Raw genomic sequence first — 26,528 nt, 5'->3', positions numbered from 1 at the left:
CCCGAAACGTGACGTCAGAGAGCACGCCAGATTGACGCAACCGGGCGTGGTAACGCACGCTTCATTCGAGGCTGACCTGATGCAGTCGAAGGGGAGGAAATCATGAAAAGAACATTTACCAGCATCGGCGCGCTACTGGTCACCGCCGCTCCGGTCCTTGCGGGCGGGATTGAGCGGGCACCGCAGTCGCTTGCACCCATGTTCGAGAAGGGCAATTACGTCGAATTCAGTTTCGGAGGCGTCGACCCCAGCGTTTCGGGGCGCGACCTGATCCCCGGCGTCGATGCCCGCACTGGCGATGTCGCCAAGGGCTATGGCTTCGCAGGCATCTCGTACAAGCATCAGTTCAACGACAATCTGTCGGGCGTCTTCATCATGGAGCAGCCCTTCGGTGCCGACATCCGCTATGACAGCAGCTCGATGATGCTGGGCGGCACCTCGGCCAAGGTCGACTCGACCACCTATACCGCGCTGCTGCGCTACAAGTTCGAGAACAACTTCTCGGTCCATGGTGGTATCCGCGGCTCGCATGCCGAGGGTGAGGTGAACCTGAGCGGCCTCGCCTATGGCCCGATCTCGGGCTACAACGTGAAGCTGGACAACAGCTGGGGCTTCGGCTGGGTCGCGGGCGTGGCCTATGAGATCCCCGAGATCGCGGCCCGTGTCTCACTGACCTATAACTCGCCCATCGAGCATGAGTTCGACACCCATGAATCCAGCGCCTTCGGCACGCTGGACGACAAGACCAAGGTGAAGACCCCGCGTTCCTGGACGCTGGAAGGCCAGACCGGCATCGCCGAGGACACGCTGCTGTTCGGCTCGATCCGCTGGGTGAACTGGTCCGAGTTCCGCGTCCGTCCGACCATGCTGGTCGTGGCACCGCCGAATGGTTTCGGCGTCGACGAGGGGCTGGTCGCGCTGGAGGATACGACCACCTATACGATCGGCGTGGGACGCAAGTTCAACGACAACTGGTCGGGGACCGTCTCGTTCCTTTATGAGCCGTCGACGGGCGACGATATGGTCTCGCCCCTGGCACCGACCAATGGCCGCAAGGCGATCACCGTGGCCGCGATCTATACCCGCGACAACATGAAGATCACCACCGGCGTCAACTATACCAAGCTTGGCAGCGCCGATCCCGAGACCGGCACGCCCGACGTGGCACGCGCGCGGATGCGGGACAGCGATGCCTGGGGCGTGGGCGTCCGGGTTGGCTACAGCTTCTAAGCTTGTGGCGTGAAATGACGAAGGCCCCGGCATTTGCTGGGGCCTTTGGTCTTTCTGCACCCTTTGATGGGTATTTCAGCAACGAAGAAGCGCTCAGGTCTTGAGGGCTTCGACGAGGGCGGTGAAATGCTCGCCGCGTTTTTCGAAATTGGGGTATTGGTCGAAGCTGGCGGCGGCGGGGGCGAGAAGCACCGTCTCTCCCGCTTGGGCCTCGGCATGGGCGTGGGCGACGGCCTGCTCCATGGTTTCGGCGATCTCATAGGGGGTTTGGCCCAGTTCCAGAGCGAAATCGCGGGCCGAATGGCCAATGAGATAGGCTTTGACGACCTTGCCGAGATCGGGCGCGAGCGCGGCGATGCCGCCGTCCTTGCCCAAGCCTCCGGCGATCCACCGGATGCGGTCGAAGGCCTGAAGCGCCTTGGCGGCGGCATCGACATTGGTGGCTTTGCTGTCATTGACCCAGCGGATGCCGTTGATCTCGGCCACGGTCTGGCTGCGGTGCGGCAGGCCCGAGAAGCTGTGGAAGGCGGCCTCGATCTCGCGCGGGGCGAGGCCGAGGGCGCGGGTCGCGGCATAGGCGGCGCAGGCGTTCTGGTGGTTATGCGCGCCCGGCAGGCCGGTGATGCCGCGCAGGTCGATGGAAGCCACTTGCCGCCCCTTGCGCCATTCGGCGAGGAAGCCCTTGCGGGCGAAGACCGTCCAGCCCGAGCTTTCGAGTTTCTGCCCGGAAGAGATGCGGATCACCCGGTCATCCGTCGGTCCCTGCGAGAGCTGGTTGGCCAGATATTGGCCCTCGACCTCATCGACGCCGATGATCGCGCGATCAGGGCCGCCTTCGGCAAAGAGGCGGCGCTTGGCGGCGAAATAGCCGCCGGGGCCGCCGTGGCGGTCGAGGTGATCGGGCGAGAGATTGGTGAAGACCGCGACATCGGGGGTGAGCGCCCGGGCGAGATCGGTCTGGTAGCTGGAAAGCTCTAGCACCACGACCTCGGCGTCCTGGGCGGGCTCGAGCGAGAGGACACCGGTGCCGATGTTGCCGCCCATCTGCGTGGGCCGGCCCGATTGTTGGAGAATGTGATGGATCAGCGCCGTTGTGGTGGATTTGCCGTTCGAGCCGGTGATCGCCACGACGCGCGGCATGGTGTCGAAACTGTCCCAGTCGCGCGTGGCGAAGCTGCGGAAGAAAAGCCCGATGTCATTGTCGACCGGCACGCCCAGTTTCAGCGCCATGGCGATCGCCGGATGTGGGCGCGGGTAGAGATGCGGAATGCCGGGGCTGGTGATCAGCGCGCTGACCCCCTCCCAGGATTTTTCCTGCGTGAGGTCGGCGAGGTGCAGGCCCTGTGCCTCGGCCGCTCCACGCGTGTCGGCGCCGTCGTCCCAGACGATGACATTTGCGCCGCCTGCGGCAAGAGCCTCGGCCGTGGCGCGGCCGGAGCGGCCCAGACCAAGGACGGCAATGGTCTGATTCTGGACACCCTGAACGGGGATCATGATCTGCCTTTCGATGCGGAAAGCCGGGGGCGCTTCGCCCCCCGGACCCCCAGAGGATATTTCGGCATGAAAGAAGCCGCCAGAGGCTAGCGCAGTTTCAGCGTCGAGAGGCCGATCAGCGCGAGGATGAGCGCGATGATCCAGAAGCGGATCACGATCTGCGCCTCACCCCAGCCCTTCTTTTCGAAATGGTGGTGGATCGGGGCCATCAGGAAGACGCGCTTGCCGGTCCGCTTGAAGTAGAGGACCTGGATGATGACGCTGAGCGCCTCGACCACGAAGAGGCCGCCGACGATGGCCAGCACGATCTCGTGCTTGGTGACGACGGCGATGGCACCGAGGGCGCCGCCAAGCGCGAGGCTGCCGGTATCGCCCATGAAGACGGCGGCGGGCGGGGCGTTGTACCAGAGGAAGCCCAGCCCCCCGCCGATGAGCGCGGCGACGAAGACGGCGAGTTCGCCGGTGCCGGGGACGAGGTGGACGCCGAGGTAATTCGCCAGATTGGCGTTGCCGACGACATAGGCGATGAAGCCGAAGGACGCGGCCGCAATCATCACCGGCATGATCGCGAGCCCGTCAAGCCCGTCCGTCAGGTTGACCGCATTGGCGGCACCGACGATGACGATCATGGCGAAGGGGACGAAGAGAATGCCGAGATTGATAAGCGCATTCTTGAAGAAGGGGAGTGCGAGCTGGCCGCTGAGCGCCTCGGGATGCAGCCATGCGGCGGCGGCACCTGCGGCGGCGGCAATGATCAGTCCCAGAAGCATGCGGATGCGGCCCGAAAGGCCCGCGTGGTGCTGTTTGGTGACCTTGGCGTAGTCATCGGCAAAGCCGATCAGCGCAAAACCCAGCGTCACCAGCAGCACGATCCAGACATATCCGTTGTCGAGTCGCGCCCAGAGCAGCGTCCCCACGACCAGCGCCGCGAGGATCAGAAGGCCGCCCATCGTCGGCGTACCCGCTTTTGCCAGGTGCCCCTGCGGGCCGTCATCGCGGATCGGCTGACCTTTTTTCTGCTTGCGGCGCAGAAGGTCGATCAGCGGACGGCCGAACATGAAGCCGAAGATCAGCGCGGTAAAGAAGGCTCCCCCGGCTCGGAAGGTGATGTACCTGAACAGGTTGAAGAAATCGCCGCCATCCGACAGGTTTGTGAGCCAATAGAGCATTACTGTCCCTCTTTTTCAGAGCGGGTCGTTTGCGCGTTTCGGCGAAGCGCGTCAACCACGGTCGAGACCTTTGAGGATTTCGACCCCTTGACCAGCACGATATCGCCGGGCGAGACGAGTTCCGTGACCATCCGGGCCAGTTCGGCCGAGGTGGCGGCATGGGTGCCGCGGCGGTCCTGCGGCAAGGCGTCGTGAAGGTTCTGCATCAGGGGGCCCGCCGTATGGACCACCGCGATGGCGGGCATCGAGGGGTCCGAGGCCATGGCCAGATGCATGGCGACCTCATCGGGGCCAAGCTCCAGCATGTCGCCCAGGATCGCCACGCGGCGCCCCCCCGTCAGCCGGGCCAGCGTCGCAAGCCCCGCCGCGAGCGAGGTGGGGTTCGAGTTGAAGGCGTCGTCGATCAGGCGGATGCCACCCAGATCCTCGACCGCGCCACGGCCCGCTGGGGGATGCCAGTCGCCAAGCCCCTTCGCGGCGGCCTTCGCATCCGCGCCCGAGGCGGTGATCGCGGCCAGTACGCCCACGGCATTCATCACGAAATGCGTGCCCGAGGTGTGCAGGGTGAAATCCAGCGTCTCGCCCAGCACACGCGCACGAACCTGGGTGATGCCGTCGGTCGTCTCGGCCTTCACGGGACGGGCCATGCCCTGATCGCCGAAGCCGATGACGATGGCACCAGAGGCATCGGCGGCGTCGCGCAGAATCGGGGTGACGGCCAGATCCTCGGGGATGATGGCGCTGCCTGCGGCCTCAAGGCCCGTGAAGATGGCGCCCTTTTCGCGGGCGATGCCCTCGATGGCGCCGAAGGCTTCCAGATGGGCGGCGGCGACGGTGGTGATCATCGCGACATGGGGCCGGGCGAGACGCGCCAGCGGCTCGATCTCGCCGGGGTTGCTCATGCCGATCTCGATGATCGCGTAATCGGTGTCGGCGGGCATGCGCGCCAGCGTTAGCGGCACGCCCCAATGGTTGTTGTAGCTGGCTTCAGCCGCGTGGATGCGCCCCTGCCCGGCCAGAGCGGCGCGGGCCATCTCTTTGGTCGAGGTCTTGCCGACCGAGCCGGTGATGGCGATGACCTTGCCCGTCATGCGGGCGCGACCGGCGCGGCCAAGCGCCTCAAGGCCCTTCAGCACATCGGGCACAATCAGCAGCGGCGCGTCCGGCGCAACGCCGTCGGGGATGTGGCTGACCAGCGCGGCGCCTGCGCCTTTCTCCAACGCCTGCGCCACGAAGTCATGGCCGTCGCGCACGTCCTTCAGGGCGACGAACAGATCGCCTGGCGTGATTGTGCGCGTGTCGATGGAGACGCCCTTGACCTGCCAGTCCCCGACCGCCTGACCGCCGGTTGCGGCAGCGGCCTCTGCTGCGGTCCAGAGGCTCATATCTTGCCGTCCAGCGCCGCGACGGCGACTGAGGCCTGCTCGACATCATCGAAAGGATAGACGTCGTTGCCGATGATCTGGCCCGTCTCATGCCCTTTGCCCGCGATCAGCAGCGCGTCGCCCGGCTGCAGCGCGTCGACGCCGCGCAGGATCGCTTCGGCCCGGTCCCCGACCTCGATGGCGTCGGGGCCTGCACCGGCCATGACCTCGGCGCGGATCTTCGCGGGAACCTCGCTGCGGGGGTTGTCGTCGGTGACGATCACCACATCGGCGAATTCGCGCGCCGCCTCGCCCATCAGCGGGCGCTTCAGCTTGTCGCGATCGCCGCCTGCGCCAAAGACCACGACGATCCGGCCCATCACATGCGGGCGCAGGGATTGCAGGGCCGAGGCCAGCGCGCCGGGCTTGTGGCTGTAATCGACGAAAACCGCCGCGCCATTGTCGCGCATCGCGGCCAGCTGCATCCGACCGCGCACGGTGCGCAGTTCGGAAAGCGTCGCAAAAACCTCCTCGGGCTTCTCGCCGGTCGCGATGGCGAGGCCTGCGGCGGCCAGCACGTTCTCGGCCTGGAAACCGCCGATCAGCGGCAGGCGGACCATATGCGCCTGACCCTGGAACTGGAACCGCAGATCCTGTCCGGTCGCGTCATAACGCTGGCCCAGAATGCGCATGTCAGCGCGCTCATCCCGGCCGATGGTGGTCAGCACCAGCCCGCGATCATGGGCGATCTCGGCCATCTGGCGGCCACGCGGCTCATCGATGTTGATGATCGCCGCCGCGCCCTCGTCCAGCACGTGGTTGAAGAGCAGCGCCTTGGCCGCGAAATAGTCGTCGAAGTTCTTGTGATAGTCGAGGTGGTCCTGGCTGAAGTTCGAGAACGCCCCCGCCTGCAGCCGCACCCCGTCCAGACGCCGCTGGTCGAGCCCGTGGGACGAGGCCTCCATCGCCGCATGCGTCACGCCATGCGCCACCGCATCGGCCAGCACGAAATGCAGCGTCAGGGGATCGGGCGTCGTATGGGCGAGCTTGGCCTGATAGTCGCCGTTCACCCCCATGGTGCCGATGCTGATCGCCTTGCGGCCAAGGTTCTGCCAGATCTGGCGCGTGAAGGTGGCAATCGAGGTCTTGCCCGAGGTGCCGGTGACCGCGACCATCGTCCTTGGCTGGCTGTGAAACCACAGTGCCGCCGCTCCGGCCAGCGCTGCGCGCGGGTCTTCGGCCACGACCAGCGCCGCATCCGAACCGGCCAGCACGTCCGCCGCGATGTTGGCGCCTTCACGGTCTGTCAGGATCGCTGCAGCGCCCTGACGCAGCGCGTATTGGATGAATTCCGCCCCATGCGTCACCGAGCCCGGCAGCGCCGCGAACAGATGCCCGTCGCGCACCTTGCGCGAATCCACGGCGATATCCGTGATCTCGGGGTCGCGCCCCTTGTCCCCTCTCAGCCCCAGAAGGGACAGTCGCATTCCCCGATCAGCCACGACAACCTCTCACTTAATTCGAGACGATCTTTAGACCATCGGCCGAGCGAGGTTCAACATTCGGCAGCGCATCTTCGGTGATCGGGCGCAGACCCAGCAGCGGCGCGACGCGACGGATCATCTCGCCCGCGACGGGCGCGGCAGTCAGACCGGCAGTCCGGGCCGAGACGCCCCCTGCCCGGTTCACCGAAGGCTCGTCCAGCGTCAGGACCAGCGCATATTGCGGATCGCTGACCGGGAAGACCGAGGCGAAGGTCGAGACCACCTTGTCGCGATAATAGCCACCTTGCGGACGCGGCTTGTCGGCGGTGCCGGTCTTGCCCGCGACTTCATAGCCCTCGACATTGGCCGAGCGGCCGCTGCCGCGCGTCACCACTTCGCGCAAGAGGCCCAGAGCCCGGCGCGAGGCCTGTTCGGACAGCACCTGCTCGCCCGCAGGGCGGTTGCGTTCGTGCACCAGCGTCGGCGTGACGCGGCGTCCGCCATTGCCCAGCGTCGCATAGGCCGTCGCCAGATGCAGCGGGCTGGCGGCAAGGCCATGGCCGAAGGACACGGTCGCGGCGGTCACCGCAGGCCAGCGCTGCGGCACCAAGGGCTTGCCGGTCGGCGCTTCGGTCAGCTCCAGCGGCGTCGGTTCAAAGAAGCCAAGGTTTTCAAGGAATTCCCGCTGCTTCTGGCCGCCCACCATCTGCGCGACCCGCACCGTCCCCACGTTCGAGGATTTCGCGATGATGTCCGAAACCGACATCTGCGCGCCATAGACATGGAAGTCATGGATCAGGAACTTGCCAATCTTCATCGGCGACTGGGTGTTGATCATCGTATTGGGGTTGATTAGCCCCATATCCAACGCCTGCGCGACCGGGAAGATCTTGAAGGTCGAGCCAAGCTCGTACTGGCCCTGCACCGCGCGGTTGAACAGCGGGCTATCCGAGGCGTCGCCCTTGGTCAGCGGACGCGGACGGTCGTTCGGATCGAAGTCAGGCATGCTGGCCATGGCCACGATCTCACCGGTCTTGATCTCCATCAGGATGCCGGTGGCGCCCTTGGCGTTCATCACCTTCATGCCGTTCGACAGCACTTCTTCCATCGCGGCCTGAACGGTCAGGTCCAGCGACAGCATCAAGGGCGCGCCGTCATTGGCGGGGTCGCGCAGCCAGCGGTCAAAGGCCTTTTCGACGCCCGCGACGCCCAGCACCTCGGCGCTGGCCACGCCCTCATGCCCGAAGGTCGAGCCGCCAAGGATATGGCTGGCAATATGGCCGTTGGGGTAAAGCCGCATCTCGCGCGGGCCGAACAGCAGGCCCGGCTCACCGATGTCATGGACGGCCTGCATCTGCTCGGGGCTGATCTTGCGCTTGATCCACAGGAAGGTGCGCGATCCGGTGAAATCGCGGGTCAGCCGCTCTTCGTTGAGGTCAGGAAAGATCCGCACCAGCTCGCGCACGGCGCGCTGCGGATCGACCATCTGCTGGGGATGGGCGTAAAGCGAATGGGTGATCAGGTTCGTCGCCAGAACCCGTCCCTGACGGTCGACGATATCGGCCCGCTGAGAGATGATCTGCGCGCCGCTGGCCTGCACGCGCGGCTCGGTCGGCTGGCTGCCTGCCAGCGCGCCCATGCGCACGCCGATGGTGCCGAAGGCGATGACGAAGGCCAGCGCCATGAAATACAGCCGGTTCTCTGCCTGCGAGCGGGCCCGGTCCTGAATCTCGGCGTGGCGGTTGGCGAGGTTTTCGGCCTCGATTTCATCGGGGTTCTCGCCCTTTTCTCGTGCGCGAAGAATGCGGGCCAGGGGGCGAAGGGGCGTACGGATCATCGCTCGGTCTCCTCGGAGGGCGCGTCTTCGGCCGGCGCGGGCGGCGGGGCCGGATAGGCGACATGTCCCACGTCGACGAATTGGTCAGAGGTCAGCGGCAGCAGTTTCAGCTTGTCGAAATTCAGGTTCACCAGTTCCCGCAGCCGCTCGGGACGGTTCTGATAAGCCCATTCGGCGCGCAGGATCGCCAGATTTTCGCGCAGGACAGACATTTCGCGCTGCACATCGGCCATCTTGTTGATCTCGGCCTGCGTGCGATAGTTTTCGCGGTAGGCCCAGAAGGCCAGTCCCATCACCACCAGAACCGTGAACAGATACAGGATCGAGCGCATCAGCCCCTCCTTTCGGGCAGAAGCGGCTGCCCCAGAAGTGCGCCCTCGACCCGGCCCGCCGGGGCATCGGTGCGGATCGCGACGCGCAGAAGCGATGAGCGTGAGCGCGGATTGGCCGCAAGCTCGGCATCATCGGGGCCGATGGCGCGGCGGTAGGGTTGGGTAAACGCCGGTGCCTCTTGCGCAAGAACCGGGGCGTGACGGCTGCCGCCGCCCGCGCTGTTCGAACGCGCCTGCATGAAGCGCTTGACGATCCGGTCCTCCAGCGAGTGGAAGCTGACCACCGCCAGCTTGCCGCCCGGCTTCAGCGCGCGTTCGGCAGCGGAAAGCCCTGCGACCAGCTGGCCGAATTCATCATTGACCCAGATGCGGATGGCCTGAAAGGCCCGCGTGGCGGGATGACTTTGGCCCGGTTTCGGGCGCGGCAGGCAGGCGGCCACGACCTCGGCCAGCTGGGCCGTGCGGTGCAGCGGGCGCGCGGCCACGATCGCCTTGGCGATGCGGCGCGAGGCGCGCTCCTCGCCGTAAAGATAGAGCACATCCGCGATCAGCGCCTCGGGTGCCTCGTTCAGCAGCTCGGCCGCCGACGGCCCCTTGTCGGCCATGCGCATGTCCAGCGGGCCGTCGCGCAGGAAGGAAAATCCGCGCTCGGCCTGATCCAGCTGCATCGAGCTGACGCCCAGATCCAGCACGACCCCGTCCAGCGGCTCGCCCGCCAGCGTGTCAAGATCGGAAAACGTACCCTCGACCAGCCGCAGCCGGTCGCCATATTGCGCCGCCCAGCTCTGGGCCATCTGGAACACCGAAGGGTCGCGGTCGACGCCGATGACCTTGGTGGCCCCGGCCTCCAGCAGTCCCCGGCTGTAACCGCCCGCGCCAAATGTTCCGTCCAGCCAGACACCCTCGACAGGCTGAACGGCCCGCAACAGCGGGCCCAGCAGAACAGAGACATGAGGTTCCGAGGCGGTCGACATGCTAGTCCCCACCCCCTGCCATCGGCGCGGCCGCGCCAGCGCCTGCTGCGTTCAGCAGCGACAGCGGGTCGGCGCCCGGCTCAAAATCGGGGACCAGTTCTTCAAGGCGGCGCTCTTCCTCGGCATAGGCCTCGGGGGTCCAGACCTTCAGGCTGTCGCCCGCCGAGATGAAGAAGGCGCCGTCGACGAGGCCGATCTTTTCGCGCAGCTTCTGCGGCAGGACCAGACGGCCATCGCCGTCGATGTCGGTTTCCTCGGCATGGCCGTGGTAGATGTTTTCCAGCAGGTTCCGCTCGGCGCTGCCGCGCGGCATGCGCGAGATGCCGGCGTCGATTTCGTCCATCGCTTCAATGGTGAACAGCTGCAGGTGTTTCCAGTCGCGGGTGCCGTAGACGATGACCAACTGCGGGCGGCGGCCGTTGACCCAATCGGGGTCGGAAGCTTCAAAGACCCGGCGGAATTTGGCAGGAATGGACACGCGACCTTTCGCGTCCACCTTGACCTCTTCCGAACCTCTGAATCTGCGCGCCACTGGCCCGCACTCCTTCCACTGTCACAGCCTTCCCGGTTGCCCGAAAAGGAAAGGGCGGATCGGGCTGCTGCCACTGCCCGATCCGCCGCCCTCGTTCCCATTGCTGGGCCCCGAAGTTTCGGGGACCGCGCCCTGCGTTTGCGCCACCTGGGGGAGGTGCTGCTCGCGCGCCGCAGGGGCGAATGTGGAGTGGGTTGCCTGTATGAAAGCCTGCTATCGCCTTTCGGGATCTTGTTGTCCCTTGGAGCCCCTCTCCGTGAGAAAGGGATGACATGGGAAAACATGGGACGCAATGGATTTGTTTGGAGTCCCAAGGGTCACCGGCGGGTTGTTGCAGAAGAACTCTCTGTGAACAAACTCACCTTCCCGTGACGCACAGGGCAGGTATCGGGGCGCAGACAAATTCAGCTACTAGATGTAGTGGGATTCTAGCTGTGGCATAATATCCCCATGAATTCCCAAAAGTGCTTTCGCCCCTGCGTCACGGGCGGGATTTGGCCCGATGTGGCCAGGCGAACACGGGGAAGGGAATCAGAATCACGCAGAATCACGGCGCGGTGATTCGAGTGTTCTGGCCCAGATTCGGGAAATGCCCACGCCGGTCCCGTAAATTCCCAGCCCCGGTTCCCATGAAATCCCAGACCGGTCGCGGACCGCGCGCCTCTGTATAAAGAGACCGGGCCAGAGGGATCTGCCCTCTGGCCCGGCGAATTGGAAACCCGGCTTGTGGGTGTCAGGCCATGCCGCCGCCGATCAGGCGCTCGGCCAGACGCGCATAGGCATCGGCGACCGCGCCCTCTCCGGCCGCGACGGGCACGCCTGCGTCCCCGGCAAGGCGCACCTCAAGCTGCAAAGGGATCTCGCCCAGGAAGGGCAGGTCCAGCTGGCGCGCCTCGGTCGCGACGCCGCCATGGCCGAACAGATGCGCCTCATGCCCGCAATTCGGGCAGACATAGGTCGACATATTCTCGATCAGCCCCAGAACCGGAGTCTTCAGCTTGTTGAACATGTCGATCGCGCGGCGGGCGTCGATCAGCGCCACGTCCTGCGGGGTCGAGACGATGATCGCCCCCGTCACCTTCGCTTTCTGGCAGAGGCTCAACTGCACATCGCCCGTGCCCGGCGGCAGGTCGACCAGCAGCACGTCCAGCTGCCCCCAGTTCACCTGGGTCAGCATCTGTTGCAGCGCGCCCATCAGCATGGGACCGCGCCAGACGACGGCCTCACCTTCCTTCATCAGAAGGCCCAGCGACATGACCGTCACGCCATGCGCATGCAGCGGCTGGATGACGTCACCCTCGCTGGTGGGCTTGCCGGTGACGCCCAGCATCCGGGGCTGCGAGGGACCGTATATATCGGCGTCCAGAATCCCGACCTTGCGCCCTGCCCGCGCCAGCGCGACCGCGAGGTTCGAAGTTACGGTCGATTTACCGACCCCGCCCTTGCCCGAGCCGATGGCCAGAATGCGCGCGACACCCGCGACCGAAGCCGGGCCGTCCTGCGGCGTGGGATGGCGTCCGATGGTCAGATTGGGCGGAGCCTCGCGCCCCGCGCCCGACTGCGCCTTGACCTGAGGCGGGGCCGAGCCGCGCGGCGCGGCAGGCGCGGTCATCACGATCTGCACGCGCTCGACCTCGGGCAGCGCGGTCAAAAGGCGCTGCGCCTCGGCTTCGGCCGAGGCAAGGGCGCGGGCCTGCGCGGCATCCGCGACCTCGATAACGAATCGGATCACACCGCCTTCGATGGCCAAAGCCCGGACAAGATCGGCCGAAACAAGGTTTCCGCCGCCCGGAACGGCGACCTTCGCCAGTTCCTCCAGCACACGTTCCCGTGAAGTCGCCATGTTGATCTCCCCTCGGCCAGTATCGCGCAACAATGGCAAGTTGCGCGGGCATGGGCAAGTGACCCGGCGTAACAGCTTGCGACCCTGCGTCACAGACATAGCGACGGCCCATTTTTACGACTTTTGGACCGTATGGTTAAAAAAAACTGTCATGGTTTTAACAGGTTGTGCACGAACCCGTGATCCAGCCATGCGGTTTCTGCATAGCAGCATTACCGTTCAGCCCATTGTGCATCTGCAGCATTTCGACCATCTTCAACTCAACAAGACGGCAGGCAATAGCGCAGGCCGGATGATGAAAGCAGAGTGAAAGAAATGGCTGTCCTCGACCTGAACCACAACACGTCTCGTCATCATGGCGCCGGCGCTGGCCGGTTCACCAAGGTGGTGGCTGACATCCGCGAATATTTCGCCCGTCGTGAGCTTTATCGCCAGACGGTCCGCGAACTGAGCGAGCTCTCGACCCGCGACCTGGCCGATCTGGGCATCTCGCGCGCGGCCATCCCCAGCATCGCCCATGATGCTACCTGGGGCCGGAAGTAAGAATTCAGATCCCTGACCCCTCCTCCTCCCTAGGGTCTGGGTTCCGGCGGCATCCTCCTCCTCCTCCCTGAGGATGCCGCCAACAGATACGGTGAAGCCCCTCCTCCTCCCTGGGCTTCCTGTTGTGAGCGGCGACCCCTTCCTCCTCCCTGGGGGTCGCCGCATCTCTCTCCGCCCGGGATGGCGGAACGGAATACGACGGTCCCCTCCTCCCTGGGATCGCTCGTTCGCGGTAATGGCTCCTCCTCCCTGCCATTGCCGCACCCAATACGCGGCCCCTCCTCCTCCCTGGGCCGGCGTTGCGCGGCGGTGCCCCTCCTCCTCCCTGGGCGCCGCCGCTTTTCTTTTCTGAATATCCGCGGCATGTTGCGCCCATGTTGTCGTATCAGCACGCCTATCACGCCGGAAATCTGGGCGATCTGCACAAGCACAGCCTGCTTGCGTGGATGCTGGCCTATCTGACGGCCAAGCCGAAACCGCTCAGCTATCTGGAAACCCATTCCGGACGCGGCCTTTACGACCTTGCCGCCGAGGCGTCCCGCAAGACGGGCGAGGCCCGGCAGGGGATCGAGCGCGCGCTGGACGAAGGCTGGCTGCCCCCCGATCATCCGCTGTCAGAGGCCCTTGCCACCATCCGCGCGCAGCACGGCCCCACCGCCTATGCGGGCTCGCCCCTGATCGCGCAGCATTTCCAGCGCCCGGGCGACACCGTTCATCTGGCCGAGCTGCACCCGGCCGAGCATGAGGCCCTGTCCCGCGTCGCCTCATTCGCGCATCTGCACCGGCAGGACGGGTTCCAGATGGCGCAGGCGGTCTGCCCGCCCACGCCGCGTCGGGGGTTGCTGCTGATCGACCCCAGCTATGAGATCAAGGCCGATTATGAGGCCATTCCCCGCCAGATGGCCAAGCTAGCGCGCAAGTGGAACGTGGGCGTCATCGCGCTGTGGTATCCGATCCTGACCGACGACCGGCAGGCCCGCATGGTGCAGGACCTGCGCGCCGCCTTCCCCGAGGCGCTGTGCTCCGAGGTGCGCTTCCCGCCTGCCCGGCCCGGTCATGGCATGGTCGGCTCGGGCATGTTCGTGGTGAACCCGCCCTTCGGCCTGCCCGAGGAAGCCGCGCGAATCGAGGCAATCTTCGCCCGCCTGCGCCCCTAGCCCGCCAGCCGCACCGCCGCCCATTCGGCAATATGCAGATCGACGGCCAGCCGGGGCCGGTCGACGGGATCGTCGCCCAGAAACCAGGCGGCCGAAAGCCCGCTCCACGCCAGCAGCCAGCGCAGCAGGCGTTCCCGGTCCAGCCCCGCCTCGCGGCAGACGACCGCAAGCCTGCGGTCCAGCACGCCCGGCAGCAGCGCGACCGGCTGCGCGGGGTCATCCAGATCCGGGTTTCCGAACATCACGGCGAAGTCGAAGACCCGCTCTCCGATCAGGGCCTTGGCGTCGATCGCCAGCCATTCTCCGTTGAAATCCAGCACATTGGCGTGGTGCAAATCGCCATGCAGCGGCACGACCTGCTGTTGATCGGGCAGCAGTTCCTGCATCTGCTGCAAGCTGTCCTGCAGGATGCCGCCATGCGCGGCCACCGCTGCGGGCAATTCCCTGAACCACTGATCCAGCGGCACCAGATGGGCCGGAGGCGGTGCGCGATGCGCATGCAGCCGGTTCGCGACCGCGCAGAGCAGACCCATCGCCAGATCGTCCTGACCCTGCCGCGCCATCTGCGCCAGATCGCGGCTGCCCGAGGCGCGCGGCATCAGCAGCGCAGGCCCGTCACGTTCCAGCACAGGCACCGCGCCCGCCCCGCCCCACCACTCCAGCAGGTCGAAGCCCAGCCGCTCATCCTCGGTCAGCGCCAGCTTCAGCATCAGTTCCGCAGTGTCGCGGCGGACCGGCAACAGCAGCGCATTGGCCGTGCGGATCGTGGGGCCGTCGACGTCCAGCCGCCAGCGGTCAAGCCAGGGCCCGGCGTCGCTCATCCCAGCAATGCAGCGGCAAGGCGGCGGTCGGTCTCATCCTCGGGGCCGGTGGCCCAGGGGCGGAAGCGGAGGCGGAAGGCGGCCAGACGCACATCGTCAGTTGCAGGCGGATAGCCGATGGCGTCGAGCGATTTCGCCAGTGGCGCATCCGGTCCCGCCTCGACAGGCCAGACTGCCAGCCCCTGCAGCGCCAGCCGCCGCCAGTCAAAACGCGGGCCGGGGTCGCATTTGCGATCCGGCGCAAGGTCGGAATGCGCGATCACGCCGCTGGCCGGAATGTGCCAGCGCTGCATGATCTGGCGCAGCAGATCCTCGACCGCCGCCATCTGCGGTTCGGGGAAAGGCTGGTCGCCGGGATTGACGATCTCGATCCCGATGGAGCGGGAGTTCACGTCCCCCCTGCCCTGCCACGCGCCCGCCCCGGCATGCCAGGCGCGGCGATCCTCTGCGACCAGCGCCTCCGTCCGGCCATCCTCATGGACCAGCCAATGGGCGCTGACCTCGGCCTCGGGGTCGCAAAGGCGGGCGCGGGCCGAGGGCCCGTCCGCCATGCCGGTATAATGCAGCACGATCAGTTCAGGCTGCTGGCCGTCCCGCCGTTCCCCGTGGTTCGGAGAGGGGAAGGTCAAAGCCGCGATTGGCGATAGGGTCGCGGATCCCAGCCGCAGACGAAGCCATCGCCGTCCGGGTCCATGCCGCGCGGGTCGATCACCGGCCCGCCCGCCGCGATGAACGCGGTCTGCGCCGCATCAGCCGAAGCATAGCTGCGGCAGGCCCGTGCCGCCGCATCGACCGAGCCGCCGCTGCGGCGATAGGTCGCCGTGCCGGGGGCCTGCTGTTCGGCATGGGCATAGCGCACCAGAACCGGCGTCGAGCCCGGATAGGGCCCGCTTTGCGCGACCTGCGCATTCGCGGGAACGGCGGGCCGGGCCGTTTCGGTCACGGGGGCCGCAGCCGCCGCTTTCCTGGGCGCAGTCCCCGCGATTTCTTCGGCGGTGGGTGCCTTGGCGGGCAGCACGATCGGAATCACCTGCGGCGTCGCGCCCTTGCCATGCAGCGCCACCTCGCGTTCGCGCAGGTATTTGCCATAGGGCGTATTGGCGTTGATGCCGGCGTAATTCGGGTTCCAGCCTGCGTTTTCGTTGCAGGCAGCAAGTGCCAGAACGCTCAGGATCATCAGTGTCCGCATCGAAAGCTCCCTGCTTTTCGCCCCAAGCCTACCACCAGCGCGTGGGCTTCGCCACAAAGCCGGATGCATTTTCAAGCACCTGAGCAAAGTTCAGCAATTCGCCTTCCTCCCACGGGCGGCCAATCAGCTGCATGCCCAGCGGCAGACCCTGCTGGTCAAGGCTGACCGGGACCGAGATCCCCGGCAGACCGGCAAGGTTCAGCGTCACGGTGAAGACGTCGTTGAGATACATCTCGACCGGGTTGCTGCTGTCAGCCGAGCCCAAGGCGAAGGCCGAGCTGGGCGTGGTCGGCGCCAGAATCGCGTCGATGCCGCTGGCATAGGCCTGATCGAAGTCACGCTTGATCAGCGCGCGCACGCGACGGGCCCGGTTGTAATAGGCGTCGTAAAAACCGGCGGACAGCACATAGGTGCCGATCATCACGCGGCGGCGCACCTCGGGGCCGAAGCCTTCGGCGCGGGTCTTTTCATACATCTCGACCACGCCGTCGCCCGCGCCCAGCTTGGCGCGGCGGCCATAGCGCACGCCGTCATAGCGCGCGAGGTTCGAAGAGGCCTCGGCAGGCGCGATGACGTAATAGGCGGGCAGCGCATATTTCGCATGCGGCAGGCTGATGTCGACGATCTCGGCGCCCGCGTCCTTCAGCATCTCGGCCGTGCGCGACCAGAGGCCGTCGATTTCATCCGACAGGCCCTCGATGCGGTATTCCTTCGGAATGCCGATCTTCTTGCCGCGGATGTCGCCGGTCAGCGCTGCCTCGTAATCCGGAACCGGACGCTCGGCGCTGGTCGAATCCTTCGCGTCGACCGAGGCCATCGCACCCAGCATGATCGCGGCATCGCGCACCGTCTTGGTGATCGGCCCGGCCTGATCCAGCGACGAGGCATAGGCGATCACGCCCCAGCGGCTGACGCGGCCATAGGTCGGACGCAGGCCGACCGTGCCGGTGAAGGCCGCAGGCTGTCGGATCGAGCCGCCGGTATCGGTCGCGGTCGCGCCAAGGCACAGATCCGCCGCCACCGCAGCCGCCGAGCCGCCGGACGAGCCGCCCGCCGTCCGCGCCACGCCATCGCCCAGTTTCCACGGGTTCACGGTCGCGCCATAGACGCTGTTTTCGGTCGAAGAGCCCATGCCGAACTCATCCTGGTTCAGCTTGCCCAGCATGACCGCGCCCTGATCCCACAGGTTCTGGGTCACGGTCGATTCATATTGCGGCAGGAAGCCGTCAAGGATGCGGCTGGCCGACTGGCTGGGCACGTTCTTGACGCAGAACAGATCCTTCACGCCCACCGGAATCCCGGTCATCGGCTGGGCATTGCCCGCCTTGATGCGCTGGTCGGCAGCGGCAGCCATCTGGCGCGCCATGTCGGGCGTGCCATGCACGAAGGCATTCAGCGCCCCCGAGGCGTCGATGGCGGAAATGCAGGCCTCGGTCAGCTCGACCGCCGAGGTTTCGCCTTTCGCCAGCGCGTCGCGTGCGCCCGCGATGGTCAGTTTGTTCAGATCGCTCATTCCACCACCTTCGGGACGGCAAAGAATCCTTCGCGCGCATCGGGCGCGTTCTTCAGGATCAGATCCTGCATTTCGCCGTCGGTGACGACATCCTCGCGGCGCTTCAGCCGCATCGGCTCGACCCCGGTCATCGGCTCAACGCCGTCGACATCGACCTCGTTCAGCTGCTCCATGAAATGCAGGATGCCATTCAGCTCCTGCGCAAGAGCGGGCAGGTCTGCGTCATTGACCGCAATGCGCGCCAGATGCGCAACCTTGCGGGCTTCATCCTCGGTGATCGCCATGGGGGCTCCTTTCGCTTGGGGCGGGTTTACCGCCCGTCGCTGGCCGGAGCAAGCATTTGCAGGCACTTGCCCATGCTGCGAACCATGATTGACGGCGCGCGGATCAGGCCGCAGTGTCGCGCCATGTCTGTCACCGCCTCTGTTCTTCCTGTTGCCCTGGTCATCCTGATCGGCCATCTGGCGCGCCGCAGCGCCCTAGTGCCCGAGAATGCCTGGCCGGGGGTCGAGATCTTCTGTTATCGCATCCTCTATCCGGCGATCATGCTGATCTCGGTCTATCGGGCGGATCTGAACTGGACGCGGGTCGGCCCCTATGGCATCTCGCTTTTGCTGATGACGGCGGCCGGGGGCGTGCTCGCGGTGATCGCGCGGCTGATCTGGCGAATGCCGGACCCGCAGTTCACCACGGTCTTTCAGGCGGTGACGCGGTGGAATTCCTTCATCGGTCTGGCGCTTGGCGCCAGCATCATGGGCACGGCGGGGAACGCGCTGATTTCCGTCGGCATCGCCTTCCTGATCCCGATCATCAATGTGGTGAACATCCTCTTGATGGCGATCTGGGGCACGGGGCGCGGCGGGATTGGCCGCATGCTGCTGGCGATTGCGACCAATCCGCTGATCCTCGGCTGCATGGGCGGGCTGGCGCTGAACCTTGGCGGTATCCGCATGCCCGAGCCGCTGGCCGCGACGCTGGACATGATCGGCACCGCCGCCATCTCGGTCAGCCTGCTGATCGTCGGCGCGGGCGTGCAGGTGCGCCGCCTCTGGTCGATCTCGGTCCCGCTTGGCATGGCGGTGGGGCTGCGGCTGCTGGCGATGCCGCTGATCTTCTTGGCCCTTGCGCAATATTTCGGCCTCTCGCCCGATCTGACCATGGCGGGCATGATCATCGCCTCGGTCCCGACGGCCGCGAACGGCTATCTGATCGCCCGGCAAATGGGTGGCGATGCCGAGCTTTTCGCCGATATTCTCAGCTGGCAGACCGTTCTGTCGGTTCTCTCGATCCCTTTCGTGCTGTCCTTCGTCACCTAAGACCGGCCAGCCCCCTCTCCCCAACCTTCAGGAGTGCATCATGAAAATCACCTGGCTGGGACATTCCAGCTTCCGACTGGAGATCGAACAAGCCGTCATCCTGATCGACCCCTGGCTGTCGGGAAACCCGATGTTCCCCGAGGATCGCCGGGACGAGGCCATTGCAGGCGCGACCCATATCCTGCTGACGCATGGGCATGGCGATCATGTCGGCGATACGCTGTCGATCGCGCGCGAGCTGAAAATCCCGGTCGTCGGCATCTATGACCTCATCAACACCTGGGTCACGCATCAGGAGATCGAGGGGATCGGCTATAACAAGGGCGGCACGGTCGATCTGGGCGGGGCCAAGGTCACGATGGTCAACGCCACCCACTCCTCATCCTTCGAAGGGAATGAGGGGCCGATCTATGCCGGGCACGAATCCGGCTATATGATCGCGGGCGAAGGCCATGTGATCTATGTCTCGGGCGATACCGACATCATGGCCGATATGGCCTGGATGGGCGAATATCACATGCCCGATATCGGCATCCTCTGCGCGGGCGGCCATTTCACCATGGACATGAAGCGCGCGGCCTGGGCGGCAAAGAAATACTTCAAGTTCCACACCGTCATCCCCTGCCACTATCGCACCTTCCCGCTGCTGGCGCAGGACGCAAGCGAGCTGGTCGCGGGCCTTCCCGGCGTCAACGTGATCGAGCCGGAAGTGCTGGAACCGATCAAGCTGTGACATATGAAAAGGCAGGGCGCGATGGCCCTGCCTTTTCATCATGCTGTGCGGGCGATCAAACGATCCGCTCGACCATCAGATGCTTGATCGAGGCGATGGCTTTCGCCGGGTTCAGACCCTTCGGGCAGGTGTTGGTGCAGTTCATGATCGTGTGGCAGCGATACAGTTTGAACGGATCTTCCAGATCGTCCAGACGCTCACCCGTCGCCTCATCGCGCGAGTCGATGATCCAGCGATAGGCCGCCAGCAGCGCCGCCGGGCCAAGATACTTGTCGCCGTTCCACCAATAGCTCGGGCACGCGGTCGAGCAGGAGGCGCACATCACGCATTCATAAAGACCGTCCAGCTTCTTGCGATCCTCGATCGACTGGCGCCATTCCTTGTCGGGCGTCGGCGTCTCGGTGATCAGATAGGGCTGGATCGAGGCGTGCTGCGCATAGAAATGCGTCAGGTCCGGGATCAGGTCCTTGATGACCGGCATATGCGGCAGCGGGTAGATGTTCACATCGCCCTTGACCTCATCAATGCCGAAGATGCAGGCCAGATGGTTGCCGCCGCCGATGTTCATCGCGCAGGAGCCGCAGATGCCCTCCCGGCAAGAGCGGCGGAAGGTCAGCGTCGGATCGATCTCGTTCTTGATCTTGATCAGCGCGTCCAGAACCATCGGGCCGCATTTGTCCAGATCGATGAAATAGGTGTCCATCCGCGGGTTTTCCCCGGTGTCCGGGTCCCAGCGATAGATGTTGAAGCGCCGGACATTGGTCGCCCCTTCGGGCTTGGGCCATGTCTTGCCGACCCGGAGGCGCGAATTCTTGGGAAGATTGAACTGGACCATTGGGTACTCTCCTGGTGGTCAGACCGCCGCCGGGCGGTAGTCGTCGAAATTTTGGTTGGCATGCGGCCAGTCAAAGGCGAATTTCCGCAGCAGTTTGAGGTTTTCAGACGCCTTTGGGCGGTGAACCGTCACGAAAAGCGATGATTTCCACAGGTTATGGGGCAGGTCATTGGTCAGCCATGCCTCTTCCCTTGGCAGCACCCAAGGCAGGATGCCCTGCTGCCGGATCCACAGGCCATGGCCAATATCACAGGCCCCGGCATAAGGCTCGATCGCGGATAGCGGCGCAATCGCATCGCCGCGCGCGCAAAGCGTGCCCGTGCCGATCAGCGACACGCCCCTGACGCTGTCGAGAGGCTGGTGGAACAGATAGTTCTCCCACCCTTTCGCCGAATGCCAGGCGTTGCCATGATAGCCGAAAACATTGCCCTCCCACCCCAGGGCCTCGGCATGGGCAATGGTGCGGGCGACGTAATCGGGCGGAAAGCCGATATCGTCGTCAATGGTGAAGACGATGTCGTCGGGCGCGGGCGTGAACCAGAACTTGCCCGCATCCTTCACGTCGCGATCCGGGATGATCGCCGTGATCTTCGGGTCTTTCGTCAGATAGCCCGGCACGCCGTCATAATCGTTCAGCACCACGAACAGGTGGTCGACCTGCGGCAGGATCGCGTCGACGACCTTGCGCAGGATCCTGCGGCGCGGCGGGAAAGTGGCCAGATGGGCGCGGATCACTTGCCTCTCCAGCCGGGCTGTTCGTAAAGCGGCCGCGTGGGCATCTGACCCGAGCGCCGCATCACGCAATTGTTGTAAACATCCGAAGGATCACGTCCGGCGATATAGTCCGAGGACACGCCAATCGACAGATAGCCGCCCCGGAACCCGCCCGAGCCGACGCCGAATCCGACCTCGCCCTGAGGGCTGCGGGCGGCGCGCGCGTCATCCAGACAGATCCGCTCGGCCTGGGCGACAGGCACCGGGCTGCATGCCGCCAGCCCCAGAAGAACCGGGGTCAGAACGGCAAGGAATGCAACCCGGCGCCCGCTCATCAGGCGGTGCCCCGGGCCGAGGAGGCCGCGCGTGCGATACATTGCGAGGTCGCCGGGCGTCCGACGATGCCTGCAACCGTGCCCGCCGCACCGGCATCACCCGAGCTGACGATGCTGGCCAGTTCCGAGGCCGAGGCATTGTCGATGACGCAATCGGTATAGGGCGCCACATTGGCCCCCGGCAAACGGCGCGCCATTTCGCGGTTGATGACGACGCGCGCGGTGGTGCGGGCGGCGGTATCAACGCTGGGCACCGAGGCGATCGGCGGCAGGTTGCTGTCGACGGGCGGCATCTGGCCGGGGTTCTGCATGACGCAGCCCGACAGGGCCAGCGCAGCTACGGTCAGGGATAGGGAAAGACGCATTAATAAACCCTCGCTTTAGGTGCGATCTTCTTCAGGTCGATCCCGCCTTCCTCTTGCGTCGTCAGAGGCTCGAGGTGGACAGGGCGATAGGCCAGTTTAACATCGTTCCCTTCAATCCACGCAAGCGAGTGCTTGCGCCAATTGGCGTCATCACGCTCGGGCCAGTCCTCATGCGCATGCGCGCCGCGGCTTTCCTTGCGCGCCTCGGCGGCGACGATGGTCGCCAGAGCGTTGGGCATCAGGTTGGTCAGTTCCAGCGTTTCCATCAGGTCGCTGTTCCAGATCAGGCTGCGGTCGGTGACCTTCAGATCGTTCATCTTGGCCGCGACTTCGCGCATCTTGTCGACGCCCTCGGCCAGCGACTTGTCGGTGCGGAATACGGCGGCGTCGGCCTGCATGGTCTTCTGCATCTCCAGCCGCAAGTCGGCGGTCGGGGTCGAGCCATTGGCGTTGCGGATGCGGTCGAAGCGGTCCAGCGCCTTTTCCACCTGCTCGACATTGGTCACCGGGATCGGCGCATCGCGGTCGATCACCTCGGCCGCCTTGATCGCGGCAGCGCGGCCAAAGACCACAAGGTCGATCAGCGAGTTCGAGCCCAGACGGTTCGCACCATGGACCGAAGCGCAACCGGCCTCGCCCACGGCCATCAGGCCCGGGAAGACGGCATCCGGATGCTCTTCGGTCGGGTTCAGCACCTCGCCCCAATAGTTCGTGGGGATGCCGCCCATATTGTAGTGGACCGTCGGCAGAATCGGGATCGGTTCCTTGGTGACATCGACGCCGGCAAAGATCTTCGCCGATTCCGAGATCCCCGGCAGACGCTCATGCAGGGCTTCCGGCGGAAGGTGCTGCAGGTTCAGGAACATGTGGTCCTTGTGCTCACCCACGCCGCGACCCTCACGGATCTCGATGGTGATGCAGCGCGAGACCACGTCGCGGGACGCAAGGTCCTTATAGGTCGGGGCATAACGCTCCATGAAGCGCTCGCCTTCCGAGTTGGTCAGATAACCACCCTCGCCGCGTGCGCCTTCGGTGATCAGGCAGCCCGAGCCATAGATGCCGGTCGGGTGGAACTGCACGAATTCCATATCCTGAAGCGGCAGACCGGCGCGCGCGACCATGCCGCCACCGTCGCCGGTGCAGGTATGGGCCGAGGTCGCGCTGAAATAGGCGCGGCCATAGCCGCCCGTCGCCAGCACCACCATCTTGGCGTTGAAAACATGGATCGTGCCGTCATCCAGCTTCCAGCAGACGACGCCGGTGCATTTGCCGTCGGTGATGATCAGGTCCAGCGCGAAATATTCGATGAAGAATTCGGCTTTTTCTTTCAGCGACTGGCCATAAAGCGTGTGCAGGATGGCGTGGCCGGTGCGGTCGGCTGCGGCGCAGGTGCGCTGCACGGGCGGGCCTTCCCCGAATTCGGTCGTGTGGCCGCCGAAGGGACGCTGGTAGATCTTGCCCTCTTCGGTGCGCGAGAACGGCACGCCGTAATGTTCAAGCTCATAGACCGCTTTCGGGGCCTCACGGGCGAGATATTCCATCGCATCCGTATCGCCCAGCCAGTCCGAGCCCTTGACGGTGTCATACATGTGCCACTGCCAGTTATCCGGGCCCATGTTCGACAGCGAGGCGGCAATGCCGCCCTGCGCCGCGACGGTATGCGAGCGGGTCGGGAAAACCTTGGTCACGCAGGCGGTGCGCAGACCCTGCTCGGCCATGCCCAGCGTCGCCCGCAGACCGGCTCCGCCAGCGCCCACCACGACGACATCGTAATCATGCGTAATATAGGGATAAGCAGCCATGGGAACCTCAGACGAGAACGAGCGTGGCCAGCCCCATGCGGGCCAGCGCGTAAACGGCGACCGCGATCACCGTCCAGGAAAAGATGACCGAGATGATGATCCCGGCCTTGCGGGCACCGCCCTGCAGATAGTCATCGATCATGATGCGGGTGCCGCGGATGAAGTGCAGCATGCCGACGATGATGAACAGCGCGGTGATGATCGCGGGGAACGGGCGGCCGAAATAGGCGATCACGCCTTCGCGCGGCAGGCCGATGGCGCAGGCCACGACGATCATGAACAGCGGCGTCAGCACCAGAAGCGCGACGGCGGTGACGGTCAGGAACCAGTGATCCTGGGTCCCGGTATGCGAGGCACCCAGTCCTTCGGCAGCTTTCAGCGGGGTCACGTAACGCATGTCGGCCTCCTTAAAGCGCAAAGAACAGGATCAGCGTGATCACGGCCAGAATGACCGAACCCGCGATGATGGCGGTGCTGGACTTGCGGGCAGATTCGATCTCCATCCCGTAGCCCGCGTCGTAGAAAAGGTGACGCACCCCGGCCAGCAGGTGATACCAGAGCGACCACATCGCCCCCGTCATCACGATGAACCCGATCCACGAGCGCATGACCCAATCGGCACAGGCGAAAGCGCCCGGCGAGGTCACGGCAGCGGCAAGCCACCACACGATCAACAGGATGCCGGCCACCAGCGCATGCCCGGTGATCCGGGTCATGATCGAGGTAATGGCGGCGATGGGCAGGCGGTACACCTGCAAGTGTGGTGACAATGGCCGGTTGCCCCGGTTGACGTCAGCCATGATGCGCTCTCCTGCGTTCAAGGCCTCTCGCGCGACGGCTGGCGGGCGAGGGCTGGCCGAAATTGGTTCCGCTTCTATCCTCTTTCCCGAAGGTGTCACGCCTGCAAGCCGGACATTCGGGGGATAAGCGAGGTTTTTTGCAATTTGTGATCACGCTGGTCATGTGTGTGATCACATCTGCGAATCGCGCGCCATCTGCCGGAATGAATCGGCATATTCGCGACAGATCTGAATGCGGCGGGTCCCCAATTCATAATAGGCGTTGGCCTCATTGCAGGATTCTACCACAACCCGGATCCTCCGGGGAAACTTGAAATGCGCGTTCACCCGGTCGATTTCGCGCTTGATGATGCGACCTACTTCATCGCTTTGATCGCCCTCATAGACCAGCGCATCGCCGGGCGCGTTGCGCATGGCGTGGACCAGAAGGCCGAACCAGCTTTTGTGGGATTGGTAATATTCGTCGGCGCAGGTCTCGGCGCGCTCGCGCGGCAGGGCGTGGTCATCGGCGAAGGCGCGGCGTTTCTTCGGGTCGGCGCCGTACCACAGGCAGACGGCGTTGTAATAGCGCTGCATGTCGAGGGCGTAGATCTGCCAAAGCTCGGTCCCCTGCCCCTTGTAGGTCGCCGCACTCAGCGCCCAGCCCCGGGCGCTGTCGCGCGACAGCCATTCGGCCTGCTCGGGCGGCCAAAGTTCATCAATCAGCAGCACCGAGAAGGCGTCCGCCGCCTCTTCCTCGCGCGCCAGCACCGGCAGTTCCATCGTGTCGATCAGCGCATGCCCCAGCTCGTGATAGAAGGCGTTGATGATGTTCGCCTCGACGAACTCATTCTGTCGCGCGACATCGGCCAGAGCTGGGGTGAAAGTGCAGGCACCGGCCAAGGCCAGCGCCCACAGGCGCTTTGCGATCATTTCGGCATCAAGGCCCACACATCCAGATCCAGCAGGATGTTCGACGCATATTTGCCGTCCTCGCCGCGCAGCTGGTGATCCCCGGCTGCGCCCTTATGGGCCACCAGCCGCAAGCGGATCGCGCCGACGCCGGGGGCCGAGGTATCGGCCTTGTCCAGCACCTCGGACCAGGCGCGGATCGTATCGCCCGAGAAGCAGGGGTTCGCATGCGCACCCGCGTTCAGCGCGACGATCATCTGCGCATTGGCAAGGCCGTTGAAGGACAGGGCGCGCGCCATGCTGATGACATGGCCGCCATAGATCAGGCGCTTGCCATCCTCGCGCGCGGTGACGTCGAAATGCACCTTGGCGGTGTTCTGCCACAGGCGCGTGGCCAGCATATGCTCGGCCTCTTCGACGGTGACACCATCGACGTGGTCGATGATCTCGCCGACCTGATAGTCACCCCAGCGATAGGGCTCTCCGGCCAGATCGAAGTCGTAATCGCTGAAATCCAGCCCCTCGGGCACCACCAGATCCAGCGCGGCGACGGTGCTGGCCAGTTCCGGCGTGACCGCGTCCGGCGCGGGCGAGGCGGCATCGCGCTTGCGCACCATGACCCAGCGGACGTACTCCAGCACGACCTCATCCATCTGGTTCAGGCCGCGCGTGCGCACCCAAAGGACGCCCGACTTGCCGTTCGAGTTCTCTTTGAGGCCGATCACCTCGGATTCCGACCGCAGCGTATCGCCCGGCCAGACCGGCTTCAGCCAGCGCCCCTCGGCATAGCCCAGGTTCGCGATCGCGTTCAGGCTGACATCCGGAACGGTTTTCCCGAAGACGATATGGAAGGCGATCATGTCATCCATCGGGCTGCCTTCCAGCCCCGAGGCCGAGGCGAATTCATCCGATGAATACAGCGCATGCCGCGCCGGATAGAGCGCGTGATACATCGCGCGCTCACCCTCGGCCACGGTCCGAGGCACCGCGTGGCGGATCACCTGGCCAATCTGATAATCTTCGAAAAAGCGCCCCGGATTGGTCTTGGTCATTGTTGTCCCAGTTTCATGTCAGGATGGTATTCGGCGTCGATGTCCTTGGTGACCGCCTGTGCGCAGCGCATCACGCCGCGCGCACTGTCGAATGAGATCGAGGGGCTGCCGTGCAGCTCCCACCCTTTCGACAGCGCCAGCGATACCTTGTGGCAGAAATCGGCGGTATCGTCCTCGGTCAGAAGTCGGTAGATTTTCGGCAT

General features: G+C 65.1%; 29 protein-coding genes. 5 read left to right on the top strand and 24 right to left on the bottom strand.

All coding sequences use genetic code 11. The features are described 5' to 3' along the window. Positions 1 to 102 precede the first annotated feature (102 nt). Positions 103 to 1,230, top strand: coding sequence for an OmpP1/FadL family transporter (locus tag IQ24_RS07510; protein ID WP_145397201.1), 1,128 nt, complete (start codon positions 103 to 105; stop codon positions 1,228 to 1,230). A gap of 93 nt (positions 1,231 to 1,323) precedes the next feature. Here the strand turns inward: IQ24_RS07510 and murD are convergent, their stop codons facing one another. The 9 genes from murD to IQ24_RS07465 form a co-directional block, all read right to left on the bottom strand. Next, complete coding sequence (gene murD, locus IQ24_RS07505) at positions 1,324 to 2,724, bottom strand: UDP-N-acetylmuramoyl-L-alanine--D-glutamate ligase (RefSeq protein WP_145397200.1); 1,401 nt, start codon at positions 2,722 to 2,724, stop codon at positions 1,324 to 1,326. Positions 2,725 to 2,810: 86 nt separating this feature from the next. After that, complete coding sequence (gene mraY / locus IQ24_RS07500) at positions 2,811 to 3,893, bottom strand: phospho-N-acetylmuramoyl-pentapeptide-transferase (protein WP_145397199.1); 1,083 nt, start codon at positions 3,891 to 3,893, stop codon at positions 2,811 to 2,813. Then, positions 3,893 to 5,278 carry a UDP-N-acetylmuramoyl-tripeptide--D-alanyl-D-alanine ligase gene (locus IQ24_RS07495; RefSeq protein ID WP_145397198.1) on the bottom strand — a complete coding sequence of 462 codons (1,386 nt, stop codon included), beginning with the start codon at positions 5,276 to 5,278 and terminating at the stop codon, positions 3,893 to 3,895. Before IQ24_RS07495 ends, mraY begins: the two co-directional genes overlap by 1 nt. Beyond that, on the bottom strand, positions 5,275 to 6,744 hold the full coding sequence (locus IQ24_RS07490; protein ID WP_145397197.1) for a UDP-N-acetylmuramoyl-L-alanyl-D-glutamate--2,6-diaminopimelate ligase: 1,470 nt from the start codon (positions 6,742 to 6,744) through the stop codon (positions 5,275 to 5,277). Before IQ24_RS07490 ends, IQ24_RS07495 begins: the two co-directional genes overlap by 4 nt. A 28-nt stretch (positions 6,745 to 6,772) precedes the next feature. After that, entirely contained in the window at positions 6,773 to 8,578 is a 1,806-nt protein-coding gene (locus tag IQ24_RS07485) for a peptidoglycan D,D-transpeptidase FtsI family protein (RefSeq protein ID WP_145397196.1), read from the bottom strand. Next, a complete protein-coding gene (gene ftsL / locus IQ24_RS07480) occupies positions 8,575 to 8,910 on the bottom strand; it encodes a cell division protein FtsL (RefSeq protein WP_145397195.1) in 336 nt (111 codons plus the stop codon). Before ftsL ends, IQ24_RS07485 begins: the two co-directional genes overlap by 4 nt. Next, the gene (gene rsmH, locus IQ24_RS07475) at positions 8,910 to 9,884 is read right to left on the bottom strand and encodes a 16S rRNA (cytosine(1402)-N(4))-methyltransferase RsmH (protein WP_145397194.1); all 975 of its coding nucleotides are present in this window, start codon (positions 9,882 to 9,884) and stop codon (positions 8,910 to 8,912) included. Before rsmH ends, ftsL begins: the two co-directional genes overlap by 1 nt. A gap of 1 nt (position 9,885) precedes the next feature. Beyond that, a complete protein-coding gene (gene mraZ, locus IQ24_RS07470; protein WP_145397193.1) occupies positions 9,886 to 10,416 on the bottom strand; it encodes a division/cell wall cluster transcriptional repressor MraZ in 531 nt (176 codons plus the stop codon). Positions 10,417 to 11,149: 733 nt separating this feature from the next. Further along, positions 11,150 to 12,259 carry an Mrp/NBP35 family ATP-binding protein gene (locus IQ24_RS07465; protein WP_145397192.1) on the bottom strand — a complete coding sequence of 370 codons (1,110 nt, stop codon included), beginning with the start codon at positions 12,257 to 12,259 and terminating at the stop codon, positions 11,150 to 11,152. A 315-nt stretch (positions 12,260 to 12,574) separates the two neighbouring features. Between IQ24_RS07465 and IQ24_RS07460 the strand changes: the two genes are divergently transcribed. Then, complete coding sequence (locus IQ24_RS07460) at positions 12,575 to 12,802, top strand: DUF1127 domain-containing protein (RefSeq protein WP_145397191.1); 228 nt, start codon at positions 12,575 to 12,577, stop codon at positions 12,800 to 12,802. A gap of 374 nt (positions 12,803 to 13,176) precedes the next feature. Beyond that, complete coding sequence (rlmJ, locus tag IQ24_RS07455; RefSeq protein ID WP_145397190.1) at positions 13,177 to 13,959, top strand: 23S rRNA (adenine(2030)-N(6))-methyltransferase RlmJ; 783 nt, start codon at positions 13,177 to 13,179, stop codon at positions 13,957 to 13,959. Here rlmJ and IQ24_RS07450 read toward each other — a convergent pair. The 5 genes from IQ24_RS07450 to gatC are packed head-to-tail and all read right to left on the bottom strand — an operon-like array spanning position 13,956 to position 17,766. Then, positions 13,956 to 14,780, bottom strand: coding sequence for an aminoglycoside phosphotransferase family protein (locus tag IQ24_RS07450; RefSeq protein ID WP_145397189.1), 825 nt, complete (start codon positions 14,778 to 14,780; stop codon positions 13,956 to 13,958). The two genes, rlmJ and IQ24_RS07450, sit on opposite strands and share 4 nt — an antisense overlap. Next, complete coding sequence (locus IQ24_RS07445; protein WP_479684926.1) at positions 14,777 to 15,349, bottom strand: N-acetylmuramoyl-L-alanine amidase; 573 nt, start codon at positions 15,347 to 15,349, stop codon at positions 14,777 to 14,779. The genes IQ24_RS07450 and IQ24_RS07445 overlap by 4 nt, the downstream gene beginning before the upstream one ends. 56 nt (positions 15,350 to 15,405) lie before the next feature. Beyond that, complete coding sequence (locus IQ24_RS07440) at positions 15,406 to 15,969, bottom strand: hypothetical protein (protein ID WP_145397187.1); 564 nt, start codon at positions 15,967 to 15,969, stop codon at positions 15,406 to 15,408. Between the two features lie 28 nt (positions 15,970 to 15,997). Next, positions 15,998 to 17,482 (bottom strand): Asp-tRNA(Asn)/Glu-tRNA(Gln) amidotransferase subunit GatA, encoded by a 1,485-nt coding sequence (gene gatA, locus IQ24_RS07435; RefSeq protein ID WP_145397186.1) that lies wholly within the window; start codon positions 17,480 to 17,482, stop codon positions 15,998 to 16,000. Further along, positions 17,479 to 17,766, bottom strand: coding sequence for an Asp-tRNA(Asn)/Glu-tRNA(Gln) amidotransferase subunit GatC (gatC, locus tag IQ24_RS07430; RefSeq protein ID WP_145397185.1), 288 nt, complete (start codon positions 17,764 to 17,766; stop codon positions 17,479 to 17,481). The genes gatA and gatC overlap by 4 nt, the downstream gene beginning before the upstream one ends. A 72-nt stretch (positions 17,767 to 17,838) precedes the next feature. Here gatC and IQ24_RS07425 point away from each other — a divergent pair, with 72 nt between their 5' ends. Together IQ24_RS07425 and IQ24_RS07420 are read left to right on the top strand one after the other, a co-directional pair. After that, positions 17,839 to 18,798 (top strand): AEC family transporter, encoded by a 960-nt coding sequence (locus IQ24_RS07425; protein WP_158637495.1) that lies wholly within the window; start codon positions 17,839 to 17,841, stop codon positions 18,796 to 18,798. Between the two features lie 40 nt (positions 18,799 to 18,838). Continuing rightward, entirely contained in the window at positions 18,839 to 19,531 is a 693-nt protein-coding gene (locus tag IQ24_RS07420) for a metal-dependent hydrolase (RefSeq protein WP_145397183.1), read from the top strand. 55 nt (positions 19,532 to 19,586) lie between these two features. Here the strand turns inward: IQ24_RS07420 and IQ24_RS07415 are convergent, their stop codons facing one another. The 10 genes from IQ24_RS07415 to IQ24_RS07370 form a co-directional block, all read right to left on the bottom strand. After that, on the bottom strand, positions 19,587 to 20,366 hold the full coding sequence (locus IQ24_RS07415; RefSeq protein ID WP_145397182.1) for a succinate dehydrogenase iron-sulfur subunit: 780 nt from the start codon (positions 20,364 to 20,366) through the stop codon (positions 19,587 to 19,589). 18 nt (positions 20,367 to 20,384) lie between these two features. Then, positions 20,385 to 21,101 (bottom strand): hypothetical protein, encoded by a 717-nt coding sequence (locus tag IQ24_RS07410; RefSeq protein WP_145397181.1) that lies wholly within the window; start codon positions 21,099 to 21,101, stop codon positions 20,385 to 20,387. Continuing rightward, the gene (locus IQ24_RS07405; RefSeq protein ID WP_145397180.1) at positions 21,098 to 21,415 is read right to left on the bottom strand and encodes a hypothetical protein; all 318 of its coding nucleotides are present in this window, start codon (positions 21,413 to 21,415) and stop codon (positions 21,098 to 21,100) included. Before IQ24_RS07405 ends, IQ24_RS07410 begins: the two co-directional genes overlap by 4 nt. After that, entirely contained in the window at positions 21,415 to 21,780 is a 366-nt protein-coding gene (locus IQ24_RS07400) for a hypothetical protein (RefSeq protein ID WP_145397179.1), read from the bottom strand. The genes IQ24_RS07405 and IQ24_RS07400 overlap by 1 nt, the downstream gene beginning before the upstream one ends. Then, positions 21,780 to 23,582 carry a succinate dehydrogenase flavoprotein subunit gene (sdhA, locus tag IQ24_RS07395; protein WP_145397178.1) on the bottom strand — a complete coding sequence of 601 codons (1,803 nt, stop codon included), beginning with the start codon at positions 23,580 to 23,582 and terminating at the stop codon, positions 21,780 to 21,782. The genes IQ24_RS07400 and sdhA overlap by 1 nt, the downstream gene beginning before the upstream one ends. Before the next feature lie 7 nt (positions 23,583 to 23,589). Further along, a complete protein-coding gene (gene sdhD / locus IQ24_RS07390; protein ID WP_145397177.1) occupies positions 23,590 to 23,979 on the bottom strand; it encodes a succinate dehydrogenase, hydrophobic membrane anchor protein in 390 nt (129 codons plus the stop codon). Positions 23,980 to 23,989: 10 nt separating this feature from the next. Next, positions 23,990 to 24,382: a succinate dehydrogenase, cytochrome b556 subunit gene (sdhC, locus tag IQ24_RS07385; protein ID WP_145397176.1), complete on the bottom strand. Its 393-nt coding sequence runs from the start codon at positions 24,380 to 24,382 to the stop codon at positions 23,990 to 23,992. A 171-nt stretch (positions 24,383 to 24,553) separates the two neighbouring features. Then, entirely contained in the window at positions 24,554 to 25,294 is a 741-nt protein-coding gene (locus IQ24_RS07380) for a DUF4344 domain-containing metallopeptidase (protein ID WP_145397175.1), read from the bottom strand. Continuing rightward, entirely contained in the window at positions 25,291 to 26,325 is a 1,035-nt protein-coding gene (locus tag IQ24_RS07375) for a MaoC family dehydratase (RefSeq protein WP_145397174.1), read from the bottom strand. Before IQ24_RS07375 ends, IQ24_RS07380 begins: the two co-directional genes overlap by 4 nt. Beyond that, entirely contained in the window at positions 26,322 to 26,528 is a 207-nt protein-coding gene (locus IQ24_RS07370; RefSeq protein ID WP_145397173.1) for a DUF1737 domain-containing protein, read from the bottom strand. Before IQ24_RS07370 ends, IQ24_RS07375 begins: the two co-directional genes overlap by 4 nt.

This window comes from Paracoccus sulfuroxidans (assembly GCF_007830335.1).
GTDB classification, from domain to species: Bacteria; Pseudomonadota; Alphaproteobacteria; order Rhodobacterales; family Rhodobacteraceae; genus Paracoccus; species Paracoccus sulfuroxidans.
Note: the sequence above shows the minus strand (reverse complement) of the source record. Positions and strands in the feature narration are given on the sequence as shown.